Here is a 16,026-nt window from a genome sequence, read left to right on the forward strand (position 1 = left end):
GAAAGAATTTGATTATATTAGGAACTTATAAAATCCTATTCGAAAGCTATATTGGACCCTATAGATTTATCCATTTCAAAATTTAGGCATATTAGCTAATGGCTTAATTATTGCCATGTAGTGTTTAAAACATAAACCTATGAAAGCAACTTGGAATGGCGAAGTAATCGCAGAAAGCAATAATACCGTAGTGGTCGAAAACAATCACTATTTCCCTATGGATTCCGTCAAGGAACTCCATCTGACACCATCAGAAACGCGAACCGTTTGTCCTTGGAAAGGTGAGGCCCATTATTACGATGTAGTCGTGAATGGAGAAATCAATTCAGATGCGGCATGGTTCTATCCCTTACCTTCCGAAAAGGCTATGAACATAAAAAATCATGTTGCATTTTGGAAAGGTGTCGAAATAAATTCTTAGTATGATGGAGCCTATCAGAACTTATGATGCTATTGTAATTGGTTCGGGACAGGCCGGAACACCTTTAAGTAAATTTCTGGCCATGGAAGGTCTTCGCACCCTTCTTATAGAGAAGAGATGGGTAGGCGGAACATGCGTAAACGATGGTTGCTCTCCTACAAAAGCGATGGTTGCCTCGGCACGAACGGCTTGGCTGGCCCATCAAAGCGAGTCGATGGGTGTAAATACCGGGTCGGTCTCCGTAGATATTAAAACGATTATTGATCGGCAGCAAAAAATAGTGCATCAGATGCGTTCTGGTAGCGAAACAGGCCTAAAAGAGACGGATCATCTTAAGTTATTATATGGAGAGGCCAGGTTTACGGCAGCTAAAGTACTTTCCGTTTCCACTCCTGAGGGAGAAACGATTCAGGTATCTGCAGAAAAAATATTTATCAATACGGGTTTGAAGCCTGTTATTCCGGATATTCCGGGGTTAGATCAGGTACCCTATCTAACTAATACGAGTCTACTGACTTACCGGGAGTTGCCCGGAAAATTACTTATTTTAGGCGCTGGATACATCGGTCTAGAATTTGCCCAAATGTATAGACGATTTGGAAGTCAGGTGGTTGTATTGGAAAGAAAGAGTAGAATTCTAGAGCGGGAAGATTCTGATATAGCTAAAGAATTGACTTCTATTCTACTGGAAGAGGGAATAGAAATCAAATGTAACAGTAGTTTAAAGTCGGTTCGTACTGAGGGGGAGGCCTATAAGGCTACGATCGTTCAGAATGGAGAAGATACTGAAATAGAGTTTACCCATCTGTTAATTGCGACCGGAAGAAAACCGGAACTTCACGCTTTACAGCTAAATGCAACTGGCGTGGAGGTGGATGACCAGGGATATGTTCAGGTCAATGACTATTTAGAAACCAATGTACAAGGTATTTTTGCATTAGGAGATATCAAAGGCGGGCCTGCTTTTACCCATGTTTCTTATGATGATTATAGGATCGTAACAGATGCACTATTTAAAGATAAGTATAGAAGCTATAAGAATAGAATCCTCCCCTACTGCATGTTTACTGACCCGCAGCTAGGGAGAGTCGGAATTACGGAACAGGAAGCTAAACGGAGGAAATTGAATTACCGGCAAACCACTCTTCCTAACTCTTATGTGGCACGGTCCATTGAAACAGGTGACACCAGGGGTATGATGAAGGCAATTGTGGATGCCGACACGGATCTGATTCTGGGTGCGTCAATATTAGGCACCGAGGGTGGCGAGGTAGTAAGCGTTATTCAGATGGCAATGTTAGGAGGACTTACTTGGAGGCAGCTGTCGACAGCTATGCTAGCCCATCCTACTTTCTCCGAATCATTAAACAATCTATTTTCTAAACTAGAATAAAACGATAATGATTCAGGTCAATCGCGTATCTAAACATTATGGTAGTATTAAGGCGGTCAACCGGATATCATTTGAGGCAAAACTAGGGAGTACTACGGTACTTGTCGGCACGAGTGGTTCAGGGAAAACAACCACATTAAAAACGATAAATCGCTTAATTGAGCCTTCTGAAGGGCAAATTCTTATAGATGGGAAGGACATCTCATTACAGAAGCCTCAACTGTTAAGAAGGCAGATTGGATACGTGAGTCAAAACAACGGATTGTTTCCCCATTATACCGTGCGGCAAAACGTGGCTATTGTGCCTTCCTTAATAGGATGGAGTGCGGAAAAGACCTTGCAACGTTCAGAGGAAATTCTGGAACAACTGCTCATTCCTATGGCGCAGTTCGGACATAAATTCCCAAAGGAGTTAAGTGGAGGTCAATATCAGCGTGTGGCCCTGGCCCGTGCCCTTGTTACTCGGCCCCCAGTCTTACTGATGGACGAACCTTTCGGCGCTCTCGATCCGGTGACAAGGCAGCAGATAAGGCAAGAATTAAAATCATTACCCGGGCACCCTGAGCGAAGTATCGTACTCGTGACGCACGATTTGGCCGAAGCAATAGAACTGGGCGATCAGATCGTGGTTATGGACCGGGGAAAATGTTTACAGCAAGGGCCAGCATCGGATCTGCTCTTCAAACCAAGGGATTCATTTATCAAGTCATTTTTCGATACGCAGCGCTTCCAACTGGAGCTCTCGGCAGTCACACTGGAGCAAGCAATCCATTACCTCCACAGCAACCAGCATAGTACGTCAACCAAAATAGAGACGAGAAACTTAACCCTCTGGGAAACAATCACTTTAATGGAGAAAGAAAATCTAACGTCGTTATATTACCAATCCAGTTCGGGCCAAATCTTCCAGCTTACCATTCCCATTCTCCTATCCTGTATTTCTCAAATAAAAGCTAAATATGGAATCACCTGAATCACTATGGGATTTTATAGGACAACAATACGGCAAGATTTGGGAACAAACGTTAACCCACTTGGGCCTGACGAGTATGTCGTTGATGCTAGCCATTTTGCTCGGGGTGCCATTAGGAATAAGTATTGTGAAAAGAACATCCTTAGCCAAACTGGTTTTGGGTGCCGCAGGATTATTGCAAACCATTCCGAGTATCGCACTATTAGGGATGATGATCCCTTTGCTCGGGATAGGTCCTATGCCCGCCGTTATTGCCCTCTTTCTGTACGCCCTTCTACCTATTATTCGTAACACCTATACGGGGATTAGTGGAATCGACTCTGCCGTTACGGAAGCGGCTGAGGCCATGGGCCTGACCAGCTGGCAAATACTTTGGAAGGTACACCTTCCTCTTGCCATGCCTGTGCTACTAGCTGGTGTTCGAACGGCGGCCGTCATCAATATAGGTGTAGCAACTTTGGCTGCATACATTGCGGCGGGAGGCTTAGGCGAATTTATTTTCGGAGGTATTGCCCTTAATAATAGCAATATGATACTTGCAGGTGCCATACCAGCTGCCTTGCTAGCCATCATTCTGGACACCTTGCTCGGACTACTCCAGAAATATCAAACTGCACGCCTTGGACCCTTATTAATTTCCATCGCTCTATTATTACTTCCCATAACCCTCTGGTACGGCAGGCAACAGATTACAATGAGCAATCTTGCTGGTTTCACTCCTGAGTTTATGGGAAGACAAGATGGATACCTGGGTTTGAAATCCGTCTACGATTTCGACATGTCTACCGTGGTTATTAGCGATGCGGTCATGTATAAGGCTATCTATCAAGAGAAATTGGATTTGATTAGTGGATACAGTACTGATGGTCGGTTGAAGGCATTCGACCTGGTAAGCCTGATCGACGACAAAGGCGTTTTTCCTCCTTACGAAGCTGCTATGGTGGTACGAGAAGATGTACTCCTTAGATATCCTGATCTGCAGGCCGTATTGGAAAGACTCTCTGGACAAATTAATGATTCTATCATGACTGAATTGAACTACCGAGTCGATTACCTGAAGCAACGACCAGGGAAGGTAGCGAAAGAATTCCTGCAAAAAAGAAGTTTATATAGAGATTCAGACGACTCGTCCGGCCCCACGTTACGAATAGGCTCCAAAATTTTTGGTGAACAATATATTCTTATCAACATGTATAAAATGCTAATTGAAGGATATACCAATTATCAGGTGGAGACACGGACGGGGCTTGGAGGAACCAAAATATGTTTTGACGCTTTAATACATAATGAAATTGATATGTATCCGGAGTACACCGGCACGGGACTTTTAGTGTTATTACAACCAAGCGCTAAGCAGCTCGAATCGTTGGATACCGCTACGGAACAAATGTATAATTATGTACAGGAACAATTCCAGTCCCAATATAAGTTAAAGTGGCTTAAACCCATTGGTTTTAATAATTCTTATGCACTAATGATGCGACGTAAACAGGCATCAGACCTTAAAATTAACAAGATTTCGGACCTTAAATACTCACTTTATGGAAATAAGCAGTAGCATTCCCTTCTCTAAGTCGGCAGAACTCTTACCTCGGTATGAAAAAATACGAAAACAATCAGAAGAAATCTGCGCTCCTCTGCAAGTTGAGGATTATGTTCCCCAACCAGTACCTTTTATTAGTCCAGCCAAATGGCATTTGGCACATACAACCTGGTTTTTTGAGACCTTTATTTTAAGTCAATTCTTGCCAGGCTATGTGATATATGAGGACGATTTTAGTTTCCTATTTAACAGTTATTATAATAATGTAGGGAACCGGCTATTCCGAGCGCACCGAGGAAATATAACCCGTCCGGGAATAGCCGAAGTTTATGCATACCGTAATTATGTAGACAACCATATGCGTGAGCTGCTACTCACGATGAGTTCGGATAAAGTTGAAGAGCTGCTGCTCCTCGGGCTAAACCATGAGCAACAGCACCAGGAATTAATGCTTACCGACCTTAAATATATTTTAGGGCACAACCCCACTTTTCCAGTCTACGACAAAACTCTTTCCATGCATCCTAATGAAGGTACTTTACAAAAGTTCCTCTCCATTCCAGAGGGTGTATATGAAATTGGTCATGCGGGAAATGGTTTTTGTTTTGACAATGAACTGGGCCGTCATAAAACCTATATTCACGACTTCGAAATAGCCGACCGGCTGGTGACTAATGGGGAGTATTTAGAATTTATGAAGGCCGGAGGATACTCTGACTTTAATTGCTGGCTTGACGAAGGATGGACATGGGTAGAAAGTGAAAAGGTGAATTCGCCTATGTACTGGCATGAAATTGACGGCATTTGGTATCATTATACGCTATCTGGACTTCAGATGGTGGATCCGGCAGCAATACTGACTCATGTAAATTTTTATGAAGCCTCGGCATATGCACAGTGGAAAGGTCTCAGGCTCCCGACCGAATTCGAGTGGGAGGTTGCCTCAGAGAAGCTTAACTGGGGACAGAGGTGGGAATGGACGAACAGTGCTTACCTCCCCTATCCTAAGTTTCAAAAGGCCGATGGAGCCGTTGGTGAATACAATGGCAAATTTATGGTTAATCAGATGGTCCTCAGAGGTGCCTCTGTAGCGACGTCAGAAGGACACAGCCGGCCTACCTATCGCAACTTTTTTCATCCGCAGTATCGGTGGCAATATACTGGTATACGTTTGGCCCGCTAAAAACAATATTTAACTTATTCAACAAAATATTTATTCATGTCTTTGATCAGCCCAGACCCAATAAAATCCCCAAACGAACAAGATCTTCTGGAGGCTTACCCACTTGCAATGGATATTGACAAAGGGCTCACTGCTCATGCCAAATATGTCTCGTCCAAATATTTTTACGATGATCAGGGAAGCCAGCTTTTTCAGCAAATCATGCAAATGCCTGAATATTATCCTACCGATTGCGAGTTTGAAATTCTTTCCCTTCAAAGCGAATCGATCATGGAAGCCTTATCTTTCGAGGGAGCATTTAATATTGTTGAACTTGGTGCTGGTGACGGTATTAAGAGTAGGCAACTATTGAAAACCCTGCTGGATAAAGGCGTAAGGTTCACTTATGTACCTATTGATATATCAGAACAAGCGATTGCAGATTTGAAAAAGAATATGCTCGATGCTCTGCCCGACCTGGATATCAAACCTTTAGTAGGCGACTACTTTGCCATGATGGATAGGATATCTGAAATGGGCCTGCCGAGTCTGATTATGTTTTTGGGAAGCAATATTGGAAATTATCCCGACCAAGCGGCTAACGAATTATTAAAGCATTTTCATAGTGCCATGAATCCTGGCGATCGTTTACTCATAGGCATGGACCTTCAGAAGAATCCTAGAATTATTCAGTTGGCCTACGACGATCCTCATGGCATTACCCGTTCATTTAATTTGAACCTTCTAAATCGGCTTAACCGAGAACTGGAGGCCAATTTCCACACCAGCCATTTCGACTTTTATTGCCATTACGATCCTGTTGCAGGCGAGGTCCGGAGTTACCTGGTGAGCTTGAAGGAGCAGGTTATTACAAGTAATCTATTATCCAAATCATATTATTTTAAAGCCAATGAGCTGATATGGACCGAGCTTTCCAAGAAATATACCCTTCCACAGATCGACCATATGGCAGATATTAACGGATTCAAGGTCTCTCAGTATTTCCTTGACTGTAAGCATTATTTCGTTGATAGCTTATGGACCAGGCTTTAGATCCTGGTCGATCGGCAGCTGCATTCACCTCCGATCGACCAGGTTACAGACTATTTCTTTTTTTCCTTTTTAACGATTTCTCCCGGCATAATTAGTGAATCCCAGCCTGCCAAATCAGCCGGTTTTACCTGTGCTTTATAGCCATTAAAGTTGAAGGTTGTTGGCTTATAAGGTCCTACCAAATCTACATTATTGGTCTCGCTTATTTCAGATTCCATGCCAATAGCCCATAACGAAGCATTTATCAACATGCGTCGGAATCCATCATTAAGCAAATCTTCTGATGCTCCATGAGTAGTGGTAAAAACCCTACCGCTCGCTCCATTATCTAGCTTGTAAGTTCTTGTCCATGCCACCGGCAAAAGCTCCTTGGTCTTATCAGCCGGAGCGTTCTGGGTCATTCCATTAAGCACTTCTCCTCTGGCAATCACTTCGCCCTTCGGCTCAGCTGTGTATCCTCCAGACTGAACCCACATTTCCTTCACACCCTTCAATATGGGATTTTTTTCCTGACCCTTTTCTATTACTAAGCGAGAGGATTGATGATGATTTTTTCCGTAGTGAGAAACCCAGGTTTCACCTAAAATATATTCTCCGAAGCCATCTTTCCATTCAGTTTTATCTCCTTTATAATTCCAATTATAATGGGCAAAATCAGGATCCTGAATTTTGTCAAAAGCATGAGTTGACGTTCTCAAAGCCAGGATAGGTTTCCCGGCTTGAATGTAGGAATCAATATGCTGAAGCTCCCCGGAATCAAAATGAGAGAACCGAGTAAACAGTACCATAAGATCAGCCGAGTTCAAGACTTCCAGCCCCTTCAGATCCGAGCTTCCGGGAAGTATATATCCTTGTTCATCCAGACCGAAAATTACAGTACAGGTAAAACCATAGCGCTTGGACAGAATCTTCGCTAATTGAGGCAAGCTCTCTTCACTTCGGTATTCATGATCAGAAGCCACAAGAACTATATTTTTTCCTACTCCAGGACCTTCGGTACCTTTGTATATTACTTTATATTTGTCGAAATCATCTGCGAGCGAAACGTTTTCTTTAATGGTATCCTGCCCTTCCGCATTTCTTCCTGAGCAAGCTGTGAACATGAGGCAGGATAGTAGGACTGCTGAACCGTAACGATATATTGACTTCATAAATATAATGGTATATGGGTGGTATAAAATAAGCGATGAGCTTTGATCCGAATGGCCCGGAGGGCGCATCTCTATCCCTGAAAAGACGGGACGATTCTAAATATACTTTTTAGTAATCTCAGGAAAATTGTTAATATTAACGCATAAATAAATCCAAAAACCTCAATCATTTTCCCTAATGACTCTCAGAAGTACATTTTCCCTCACCCTTCTACTCATCTTTTTTAACATCCCTTTTGGAAAAACAGCTCAGATAGATACGATTACCACTTATAGCAAGGCCATGAAAAAAGAAATTAAGGCCGTGGTAATTACTCCAGACAGTTATAACAAAAAGGGCCCAAAACTTCCTGTTGTTTACTTACTGCATGGGTACAGTGATCGTTATGATGGATGGCTAAAAAAAGGGAAGGGATTTGAAATAGCAGCCGATACCCATCAAATTATTATTGTTTGTCCTGATGGAAATGTCTCCAGTTGGTATTGGGATAGTCCCGTGGATCCTGAATGGCAATATGAAACATATGTAAGCCTGGAGTTACCGGCTCAAATCGATCAGCATTATAACACCATTCCGAAACGAGAAGGGAGGGCCATTACCGGTCTGAGTATGGGCGGGCATGGCGCCTTATTTCTGGCAATTCGTCATCAGGATGTCTTCGGTGCGGCAGGCAGCATGAGCGGAGGTGTCGACATCAGACCCTTCCCTAAAAATTGGGAAATGTCCAAAAAACTTGGCACCTATGCAGAAAACCCAAGCCGCTGGGAACAACATACCGTAATGAATCAATTGCACCTATTGGTTCCTAATGGCCTTGCACTGATTATAGACTGCGGTGTTGATGATTTTTTCTTTGCAGTGAACGAAAAACTACATCAGGAACTCCGCTATCGAAATATACCCCACGACTATATAAGTCGTCCTGGATCCCATACCTGGCCCTATTGGAAAAATGCCCTGCAGTATCAAATGCTTTTTATGCGTAACTATTTTGACCAACACTCCCAGAGCCAATAGTATATCCTAACAACATTTAAAACAACAAAAGCATGTCCCTACCTAATATTTTTAGCGAAGCGGTAGCAGAAGCCGTCATTGCCCGAATAGAAGAGCTAACTCCCTCCTCTCAGCCTCAATGGGGAAAAATGAACGTGGCTCAAATGCTGGCACATTGCTGTGTGAGTTATGAATATGTTTACGATAATAAACATAAAAAGCCCAATGTAGTCATGAGGTTTTTTCTAAAGACTTTTGTAAAGGATGCAGTGGTAAACGAAAAACCTTATCCTCGCAACAGCCGTACAGCGCCTGACTTTATAATTTCTGACAGCCGCGATTTTGAAAAGGAAAAAACGAGACTCATTGGCTATATCAGGCGCACACAACAACTAGGGGAAAAACATTTCGACCAAAAAGAATCTCACTCCTTTGGTACACTTTCTGAGATGGAATGGAATAATATGTTTTACAAACACCTTAACCACCATCTCATTCAATTTGGGGTCTAAATGACAACACGAAGTCCTGGTGCCTGGTACAGGCACAGGACTTCGTCCTTTACCCGACTGTAGCGATGGGCCGATCATTTCGTGACCATTCGCTCCAGGACCCTACATACAGCTTAGCACCGGTGATCCCGGCTTCTTCTAAGGCGGCGAGCGTATGACAAGCAGTCACCCCCGAACCACAATGTATAATGATCCTGTCCGGTTCTTTATTGACCAAATATTCCTTATACAATTCTGCCAATTCGACACCCATTTTAAAATGTCCTTGTTGATCTAAATTCTCAGTAAAGGGTATATTAATGGCTCCCGGAATATGGCCGGCCACCAGATCTATAGGCTCACTTTCACCATTATATCGGTAGTTTTCTCTTACATCAATAACCAAACCTTGAGGATCTGAAGCTGTAACTGAAACTTCATCCATTTTGGCCATTGGCATTTGCCAGTCGGAACAAGGATAGGGCGTATAATCCGTTATTAAAGGTACCGGTTCAGTAGTAATAGGTAGACCTGCCGCAATGATGGCGGATAACCCTCCACTGATGAGAGAAACGTCTTGGTGACCAATTGACTTAACCATCCACCACAGGCGGGCCGAAGCCATGGCTCCATTTTTATCATCGTACACCAATAACTTGCTTGTGGGCGTCACACCCCATTTTCCCAATAATTCGGCAAATTTATCAATAGCAGGTAGAGGATGTCGTCCCCCAGTTACTGCGTTCTGCGGAACCTCAGAAAGGTCGGTATCCAGGTCAGCAAAGAAGGCGTTTTCCAGATGCCCTTTCAAATATCGTTGATAGGAATCTGCTCCCCCTCTGGCGTCGATAATTACGGTATCTCCACTGGCCATAAAGGCTGGGACGTTCTCTGCGGAAAGTATAGTCATATGTTTAATATATAAGTCAATTAGTTATTCAAATCAATTAGAAATTCCAAACATGCAGTGAGGCTACCTTAAATAAGATTAATTCATCAATACTATTAATTTTCTGTTCCACTCTTCAGATTAATATCTTGTCAAACGCGCCATAAAGGCTTGGGGCCAATACAATCAAAACACCTCAGCAGCCCGGGCACTAATGGTGAAAGTGTGGCCTGCGACCGGAAGAAGGCACCAGAGAAAATAAATTCTGCAACTATGCCCTTCATACTTCTTGGCAAGCTACTCAAATTATTAAAACTACGTCTGAACATCCAAAAATAAAGAAATTGCTAAACTACCTCAAATTGCTCTGTAGGTTATAGTCCAAAACCCGTTTACAATTTATGAAGGTACCAAAGTCCTAGGAAAAAAGGCCTAGGAATAGATTTAAAATAATCGCCCAATTTAAAATGAATGGAAAAATGGCATGCTTTTTAGTACTCATCTTTCATATTCCAACGATCGTATCCTGAATAATAGGCGTCCACACCCTTTAATTAAAAGGCCATATTTGTTGAATCAATCATTTATGAATAGATTTAAGGAGAATCCTGATTTTATTCAGTTCGAATTAATTACACTGCCATACAGGATCTGTCCAGTCAGTACGTAATCATTCATCAGAAGCGTTTTTCTCTTTATGAAGCTTAGAGCATCCATTCTCCATCTATTCGAGCAATTAACCCAGATGATTGACCAATTAGATTCTTCTACATATAGCCAACCTATCCCCGCATTGTCCAACGCTAGTATAGGACAACATATCCGCCATATAATTGAAGTCTTCAAAGAGCTTGAAAATGGTTATGTATTGGGGGAAGTGGATTATGAACTTCGTAAGAGGGATTTTGATTTAGAAAATAATCCCGAAATGGCAGTGAGTTGTCTCAGAAAAATTGGAGTTGAGGTAGAAAAAGACGACAAGTCCCTGCTTCTGGTTTCAGATTATAACGAAATGTTATCAGAAAAAACTTTATTACCGACCACCTACTATCGGGAGCTCATTTATAATATAGAACATACTGTACATCATATGGCTCTCATAAGAATAGGATGGAATCAGATCTGGGATCGTCCCTTACCGAGTGACTTTGGTGTTGCAGTTTCGACTCGTAGATACCGCGAAAGGGTTAATGTAAAATTTTAAAATGATAATCGCTTTACCAATCCTACTCCGCCAGAATTAATTGCATTGGACGCAAAAGTAAGGGGGTAGCCTTGAAATACTATTTTTACGGACATTATCAGTCATTTATTAGGCTTTCCTTATCATAAAAATGATGACTCCACCATGAAAAAAATTGTTCAACTTACTATTTTCATTCTTTGGGGGAATATAGTAGTATTTGCCCAGACGGCATCGGATGCCGGTTCCGGTCAGCATCTGGACTTTGCTACCACCATGGGCCACCATCAGGGAAGTACGGCTTTGGCCTATGTTCATTCCTATAAATTTGGTAAAAATAAGCGATTTGATGCTGGGTTGGGACTTCGTCTAACCAATTCTTATGGCAATAATAATCGATATATTACTGCTGGGCCAGCCAGACTTACACGGAGCTTCACCGCACCTTTTCTAATATTTTTTGCGGGGCAGGAAACGCAGAATTGGGATACCCTCACAGTGAGACGCCCCCTGGTCAATGCCCTGAATATAACAGCCAATCTCAGCTATGCATTTACTGCACGAATCAGCGCAGGATTTAATATAGACCTGATTGGTTATAGTTTTGGGCGAAAATCTCCGGGAACATTACAATCGCAAGGCATCCTTAAGATGGACCCTGCGGTTCGTCCTAGCAATTTTAACCTATTGTTAACTGGGGATCACGATAAAGGCACCCTCAATTCAGAATTCTTTTTAAAATATCAGTTCAATAGTAATTGGGGACTAAGGGCAATTTACCAATTCCTATTTACAGAGTACAAGACTAATTCTGTTGAGCAGATAGCTTCAGATGGTACAAGGATTGAAAAATTCAGGAATAAAGCCAATAACTTTGGATTAGGAATTTCCTACCATTTTTGATGGTAGAAACCTAATCGCAAAAAAATTACAATTATATTGACTCAGGATTCGTCCCGATGATACCCTATTTTTGATAAGCGCTTACCGCTAGTAAACCATGTTACGATCCCTACTGTTCATCCTTTTTATCCTTACCTTGGCGCTGCGCTCAACTAGGCTTCCAGGTCAGTCGCTTCGACCCATCGCTTCACAGTCCAGTATTTCCTTTCAAATTAAAAATTTAGGTATTAGAACGACTGGTCATTTTTCGGAGATAGAAGGGAAAATACTATTTAATCCAAGCAACCTGTCCTCTTCAAGTTTCGTTATTCAGATCCCAACCTCGTCCATCAATACGGATAATCATTTGCGTGATGGACATTTAAAACAAGACGAGTATTTTAATGTTAATAAATATCCATTGATGAAGTTTACTAGCTCCAAGGTGAGTCACAGCGGACCTGGACGGTATATACTGGAAGGGAAACTAACGATTAAGGATGTCACCAAGGCCATTTCCTTTCCTTTCGAAGCGACAGCAGAAGCGGGAGGTTATACCTTTTTTGGGGAGTTTCCTATCAATAGGCGGGACTACCATGTAGGAGGACGAAGCCTGACGCTGTCCAATGATTTATGGGTAAAAATAAAGGTCTTCGCAAAATAATCTTCACGAACCAAACCTTAACATTCTCAATACTTAACATGTGTACAGTTACATACTTACCCCGGCCTAATGGCTATATATTAACCTCTAACCGGGATGAGCATCTCACCCGCCCACTGGCCAGCCCCCCTCAGATTCACCGTCTAAATCAGTACCAGTGCATCTACCCTACCGACGCCAAAGCGGGAGGAACATGGATTATTTCGCTGGAAACTGGTATATCGGCGGTACTACTCAATGGAGCTTTTCAGGCCCACACTCCTGCCCCCTCCTATGCCAGGAGCCGGGGACGCATTTTACTGGATATTCTTGGACACCCAAAACCTGTCAAGGAATTTGAAGCGTGTAATCTTGAATTAATCGAACCTTTCACCTTGATTATTCATGAGGGCCATAACCTTTTTGAATGCCGTTGGGATGGTGAACAGCATCATACCATGCTCCTCAACAGACATAAGCCCTATATTTGGTCATCTGTCACATTATATAACTCCGATTCTATAAAAAAACGCCAACAATGGTTCGAACTCTGGACCGAAAAACAGACGGTTTTTTTGCAGAACGAAATCCTGACTTTTCATCGACAGACGGGGGAAGGTGATTCTTCGCAGGCATTGGTGATGAGCAGAAATAATAACCTATCGACCGTAAGCATAACCTCAGTAGAGGTCAATCAACGGCTATCCAGCATGCACTATCTGGATTTAAAATCAAATGAGGATTACCAGATACAACTCCCCATATTCCTTTCAGAAAGTAATAAGGTGATCATATGAGCGAGAAATGGCTGATTCTAAAACGCTTCTATATTAAACTAACTCACTGGGAATACTGGCCCTTTCATATGGTCTATGCCCCCATGGTATTCTACTATTTGTACCTTTCCCTTAGGGCTAAATCACTCTGCTTTTTCAATGCTGCCAATCCTCTCATAAGGAATGGGGGCTTCCTTCAGGAGAGTAAAAAAGAAATCTACGATCTGCTTCCGGCTAGCCTTTACCCGAAGACCTTACTTTTTCACCCCGATTGCAAAATTGAAAATCTTTTGGAAAGGGTAAGAAAAGAGGGACTCTCATTTCCATTTATCGCCAAGCCAGACACTGGGCAGAGAGGGTTGATGGTAAAACTCATCAAGGACCGTTCCGACCTGAAAAAATACCTTTCTAATATAACGGTTCCTTTTTTAATTCAGAAATTTGTAGACCTCCCCGAAGAGGTGGGGATTTTTTACTGCCGAATTCCCGGTCAATCATCGGGAAAAATAACTGGAGTAGTGGGAAAGGAGTTCCTTAAGGTGATAGGAGACGGGCATCGAACGGTAGAGCAATTGCTTATTCGGGAACCCCGATTTCTTCTCCAACTCGCCCCGCTTAGAATTTCAGAATCGAAGGCACTGAAGGTAGTCTTATCTGCCGGAGAAGAAAAAATTCTGGTCCCCTTTGGAAATCATAGTCGAGGGGCCAAATTTATTGATTTAACCCATCTCGCTGATTCCATATTCCGGAACCATTTTGAGGCGATATGCCAATCCATACCAGAGTTTTATTTTGGACGTCTAGATATAAAATATCTCAATTGGGAAGACCTGAAAGTGGGGAAAAACTTTTCTATTATTGAGCTTAACGGGGCAGGATCGGAACCTACCCATATGTACGATCCCAAGTATTCTGTCTTCCATGCCTGGAAACAAATCATTTATCACCTCAATCTGCTCTACAAGATCAGGATGCAAAATAGTCAGGAGAAGGGGATACCATTTATGGCAGCTAAGGACGGACTGCAAATGCTTAAAGAAAATTGGCGGCATAAGGCTCATATTTCTAAGAAGTTCTAATCCTTAAAAGCAGGTATTTATTTACAGTAAGCCTGGCAAGAGTTTGCTAATTGATGGAACGAGCAGATTAAATGGGGATCATTCCCACATTATTCAAAGTTCCTAGGTTAGCTCGGTTAGGGCAAAACGGTTCAAACGGGAAGGAAGTGGCCTCCATGATAACTAAAAAACAGGACGGCTATCAAAAATCTGCTAAATCCTGAGTAAATTACCAAACTAATTCGTCAGTAGTCCCGAATAGTTGCCAGTCAAAATAAGAATATATCCAGTGCTCAAAATACAAAGAATGCCGAAAGTACTCTTCGATCACCAGAAATTTACCAGCCAACGCTATGGAGGAATAAGTCGTTATTTCGCCAATATCATTCAACATATGACCCAGACATCTGAGTTTAGCAGTGTGCTCGGCATATTATATAGTCAGAATCATTATCTTAACCCCGCTGCCAGAGGCCTGGATACTATATTATCTCCGCTTCTGAAACATCAACGGCTCAATGCTCAACTCTATAAAGCCAATGAAGCTTATAGTAAATATTTGGTAAAACAAGGAAATTATGATCTGTTCCACCCGACCTATTATGATCCCTATTTTTTAAAGGTTTTGAATAAACCTTTGGTCTCAACTATTCACGACATGACCTATGAAAAACTTCCGGAGTACTTTTGGGCACAAGACCCCCTAACCTATCATAAAAGGCTGCAAATAGAGAGAGCAGATGCCATTATTGCCATCTCTGAGACTACCAAGAAAGATCTTATGCATTTTCATGAGGTAGACGAATCGAAGATATCTGTAATCTATCATGGAATAGATCTTCAGGAACCACTAAAGTTTGCTCCCGTAACCAATTTACCGGAAGAATATCTTCTTTATGTAGGAGACAGAAGTGGATACAAAAACTTCTATTTGTTTATTGATGCCTTCAAGGTTCTCTCCCATAAATACCCAAAACTTCAGGTTATTCTCACAGGAGGAGGGGCTCTGGGTATTGCCGATCAGGAGCTTTTACGACGACAAAGCCTAAGTTCCCGCATTCGTCATGTTCATGTGAGCGATCAACAATTAAACACTCTTTACAGGGATGCACAATTATTCGTATATCCCTCATTATACGAAGGTTTTGGTCTTCCGATTTTAGAAGCATTTAAGGCTAATTGTCCTATTTTACTGAGTGATACCCCCTGTTTTAAAGAGATTGCCGAGGATGCCGTTGCTTATTTCGATCCGTATTCATTGGAGGATTTCATCGTTCAAATGGACCTGCTACTATCCAATTATGAGCAGCGTAAAGCCTATGTCACAAGGGGGAAGGTTCGTTTGGAAGCGTTTCCAATAGAAAAATCCATTGCTCAAACACTTGATCTTTACAGTCGATTATGTCCTTAG

Annotated in this window: 16 protein-coding genes; 14 read left to right on the forward strand and 2 right to left on the reverse strand. The window is 42.2% G+C overall.

Annotation, left to right across the window (positions count from 1 at the left end; genetic code table 11):
• The first annotated feature begins 139 nt into the window (after positions 1 to 139).
• Genes X939_RS0102905 through X939_RS0102930 form a run of 6 tightly spaced genes read left to right on the forward strand, consistent with a single transcriptional unit; the run spans position 140 to position 6,545 of the window.
• Positions 140 to 421: a DUF427 domain-containing protein gene (locus X939_RS0102905; protein WP_025761776.1), complete on the forward strand. Its 282-nt coding sequence runs from the start codon at positions 140 to 142 to the stop codon at positions 419 to 421.
• 1 nt (position 422) lies between these two features.
• Positions 423 to 1,814 carry a mercuric reductase gene (locus X939_RS0102910; protein ID WP_229235960.1) on the forward strand — a complete coding sequence of 464 codons (1,392 nt, stop codon included), beginning with the start codon at positions 423 to 425 and terminating at the stop codon, positions 1,812 to 1,814.
• A 7-nt stretch (positions 1,815 to 1,821) separates the two neighbouring features.
• Positions 1,822 to 2,787 (forward strand): ATP-binding cassette domain-containing protein, encoded by a 966-nt coding sequence (locus X939_RS0102915; protein ID WP_025761778.1) that lies wholly within the window; start codon positions 1,822 to 1,824, stop codon positions 2,785 to 2,787.
• Positions 2,774 to 4,345 carry an ABC transporter permease/substrate-binding protein gene (locus X939_RS0102920; protein ID WP_025761779.1) on the forward strand — a complete coding sequence of 524 codons (1,572 nt, stop codon included), beginning with the start codon at positions 2,774 to 2,776 and terminating at the stop codon, positions 4,343 to 4,345. Before X939_RS0102915 ends, X939_RS0102920 begins: the two co-directional genes overlap by 14 nt.
• Complete coding sequence (gene egtB / locus X939_RS0102925) at positions 4,329 to 5,513, forward strand: ergothioneine biosynthesis protein EgtB (protein ID WP_025761780.1); 1,185 nt, start codon at positions 4,329 to 4,331, stop codon at positions 5,511 to 5,513. The genes X939_RS0102920 and egtB overlap by 17 nt, the downstream gene beginning before the upstream one ends.
• A gap of 36 nt (positions 5,514 to 5,549) precedes the next feature.
• Complete coding sequence (locus X939_RS0102930; protein WP_025761781.1) at positions 5,550 to 6,545, forward strand: L-histidine N(alpha)-methyltransferase; 996 nt, start codon at positions 5,550 to 5,552, stop codon at positions 6,543 to 6,545.
• A gap of 50 nt (positions 6,546 to 6,595) precedes the next feature.
• On the opposite strand, the gene X939_RS0102935 is transcribed toward X939_RS0102930, so the two are convergent.
• Positions 6,596 to 7,696, reverse strand: coding sequence for a ThuA domain-containing protein (locus X939_RS0102935; RefSeq protein ID WP_229235962.1), 1,101 nt, complete (start codon positions 7,694 to 7,696; stop codon positions 6,596 to 6,598).
• Positions 7,697 to 7,874: 178 nt separating this feature from the next.
• Between X939_RS0102935 and X939_RS0102940 the strand changes: the two genes are divergently transcribed.
• Together X939_RS0102940 and X939_RS0102945 are read left to right on the forward strand one after the other, a co-directional pair.
• Entirely contained in the window at positions 7,875 to 8,714 is an 840-nt protein-coding gene (locus tag X939_RS0102940) for an alpha/beta hydrolase (RefSeq protein WP_025761783.1), read from the forward strand.
• A 32-nt stretch (positions 8,715 to 8,746) separates the two neighbouring features.
• Entirely contained in the window at positions 8,747 to 9,205 is a 459-nt protein-coding gene (locus tag X939_RS0102945; RefSeq protein ID WP_025761784.1) for a DUF1569 domain-containing protein, read from the forward strand.
• Between the two features lie 49 nt (positions 9,206 to 9,254).
• On the opposite strand, the gene X939_RS0102950 is transcribed toward X939_RS0102945, so the two are convergent.
• Entirely contained in the window at positions 9,255 to 10,094 is an 840-nt protein-coding gene (locus X939_RS0102950) for a sulfurtransferase (protein ID WP_025761785.1), read from the reverse strand.
• A gap of 676 nt (positions 10,095 to 10,770) precedes the next feature.
• Between X939_RS0102950 and X939_RS0102955 the strand changes: the two genes are divergently transcribed.
• The 6 genes from X939_RS0102955 to X939_RS0102990 all read left to right on the forward strand — a co-directional run bounded on the left by X939_RS0102955 (position 10,771) and on the right by X939_RS0102990 (position 16,026).
• Entirely contained in the window at positions 10,771 to 11,277 is a 507-nt protein-coding gene (locus X939_RS0102955; protein ID WP_025761786.1) for a hypothetical protein, read from the forward strand.
• A gap of 144 nt (positions 11,278 to 11,421) precedes the next feature.
• The gene (locus tag X939_RS0102965) at positions 11,422 to 12,159 is read left to right on the forward strand and encodes a hypothetical protein (RefSeq protein ID WP_025761787.1); all 738 of its coding nucleotides are present in this window, start codon (positions 11,422 to 11,424) and stop codon (positions 12,157 to 12,159) included.
• A 97-nt stretch (positions 12,160 to 12,256) separates the two neighbouring features.
• Entirely contained in the window at positions 12,257 to 12,802 is a 546-nt protein-coding gene (locus X939_RS0102970) for a YceI family protein (protein ID WP_025761788.1), read from the forward strand.
• 38 nt (positions 12,803 to 12,840) lie between these two features.
• Positions 12,841 to 13,578 carry an NRDE family protein gene (locus X939_RS0102975; RefSeq protein WP_025761789.1) on the forward strand — a complete coding sequence of 246 codons (738 nt, stop codon included), beginning with the start codon at positions 12,841 to 12,843 and terminating at the stop codon, positions 13,576 to 13,578.
• Positions 13,575 to 14,636: an ATP-grasp domain-containing protein gene (locus tag X939_RS0102980; RefSeq protein ID WP_025761790.1), complete on the forward strand. Its 1,062-nt coding sequence runs from the start codon at positions 13,575 to 13,577 to the stop codon at positions 14,634 to 14,636. The genes X939_RS0102975 and X939_RS0102980 overlap by 4 nt, the downstream gene beginning before the upstream one ends.
• A 286-nt stretch (positions 14,637 to 14,922) precedes the next feature.
• The gene (locus X939_RS0102990; RefSeq protein ID WP_025761791.1) at positions 14,923 to 16,026 is read left to right on the forward strand and encodes a glycosyltransferase family 4 protein; all 1,104 of its coding nucleotides are present in this window, start codon (positions 14,923 to 14,925) and stop codon (positions 16,024 to 16,026) included.

The sequence above is a fragment of the Dyadobacter tibetensis Y620-1 genome (assembly GCF_000566685.1).
In the GTDB taxonomy this organism is placed as follows: domain Bacteria; phylum Bacteroidota; class Bacteroidia; order Cytophagales; family Spirosomataceae; genus Dyadobacter; species Dyadobacter tibetensis.

Excerpts from the sequence above, each read along its gene's own strand:
- X939_RS0102905 (WP_025761776.1), top strand. The coding sequence starts at position 140 with ATGAAAGCAACTTGGAATGGCGAAGTAATCGCAGAAAGCAATAATACC.
- X939_RS0102910 (WP_229235960.1), top strand. The coding sequence starts at position 423 with ATGATGGAGCCTATCAGAACTTATGATGCTATTGTAATTGGTTCGGGA.
- X939_RS0102915 (WP_025761778.1), top strand. The coding sequence starts at position 1,822 with ATGATTCAGGTCAATCGCGTATCTAAACATTATGGTAGTATTAAGGCG.
- X939_RS0102920 (WP_025761779.1), top strand. The coding sequence starts at position 2,774 with ATGGAATCACCTGAATCACTATGGGATTTTATAGGACAACAATACGGC.
- egtB (WP_025761780.1), top strand. The coding sequence starts at position 4,329 with ATGGAAATAAGCAGTAGCATTCCCTTCTCTAAGTCGGCAGAACTCTTA.
- X939_RS0102930 (WP_025761781.1), top strand. The coding sequence starts at position 5,550 with ATGTCTTTGATCAGCCCAGACCCAATAAAATCCCCAAACGAACAAGAT.
- X939_RS0102935 (WP_229235962.1), bottom strand. The coding sequence starts at position 7,696 with ATGAAGTCAATATATCGTTACGGTTCAGCAGTCCTACTATCCTGCCTC.
- X939_RS0102940 (WP_025761783.1), top strand. The coding sequence starts at position 7,875 with ATGACTCTCAGAAGTACATTTTCCCTCACCCTTCTACTCATCTTTTTT.
- X939_RS0102945 (WP_025761784.1), top strand. The coding sequence starts at position 8,747 with ATGTCCCTACCTAATATTTTTAGCGAAGCGGTAGCAGAAGCCGTCATT.
- X939_RS0102950 (WP_025761785.1), bottom strand. The coding sequence starts at position 10,094 with ATGACTATACTTTCCGCAGAGAACGTCCCAGCCTTTATGGCCAGTGGA.
- X939_RS0102955 (WP_025761786.1), top strand. The coding sequence starts at position 10,771 with ATGAAGCTTAGAGCATCCATTCTCCATCTATTCGAGCAATTAACCCAG.
- X939_RS0102965 (WP_025761787.1), top strand. The coding sequence starts at position 11,422 with ATGAAAAAAATTGTTCAACTTACTATTTTCATTCTTTGGGGGAATATA.
- X939_RS0102970 (WP_025761788.1), top strand. The coding sequence starts at position 12,257 with ATGTTACGATCCCTACTGTTCATCCTTTTTATCCTTACCTTGGCGCTG.
- X939_RS0102975 (WP_025761789.1), top strand. The coding sequence starts at position 12,841 with ATGTGTACAGTTACATACTTACCCCGGCCTAATGGCTATATATTAACC.
- X939_RS0102980 (WP_025761790.1), top strand. The coding sequence starts at position 13,575 with ATGAGCGAGAAATGGCTGATTCTAAAACGCTTCTATATTAAACTAACT.
- X939_RS0102990 (WP_025761791.1), top strand. The coding sequence starts at position 14,923 with ATGCCGAAAGTACTCTTCGATCACCAGAAATTTACCAGCCAACGCTAT.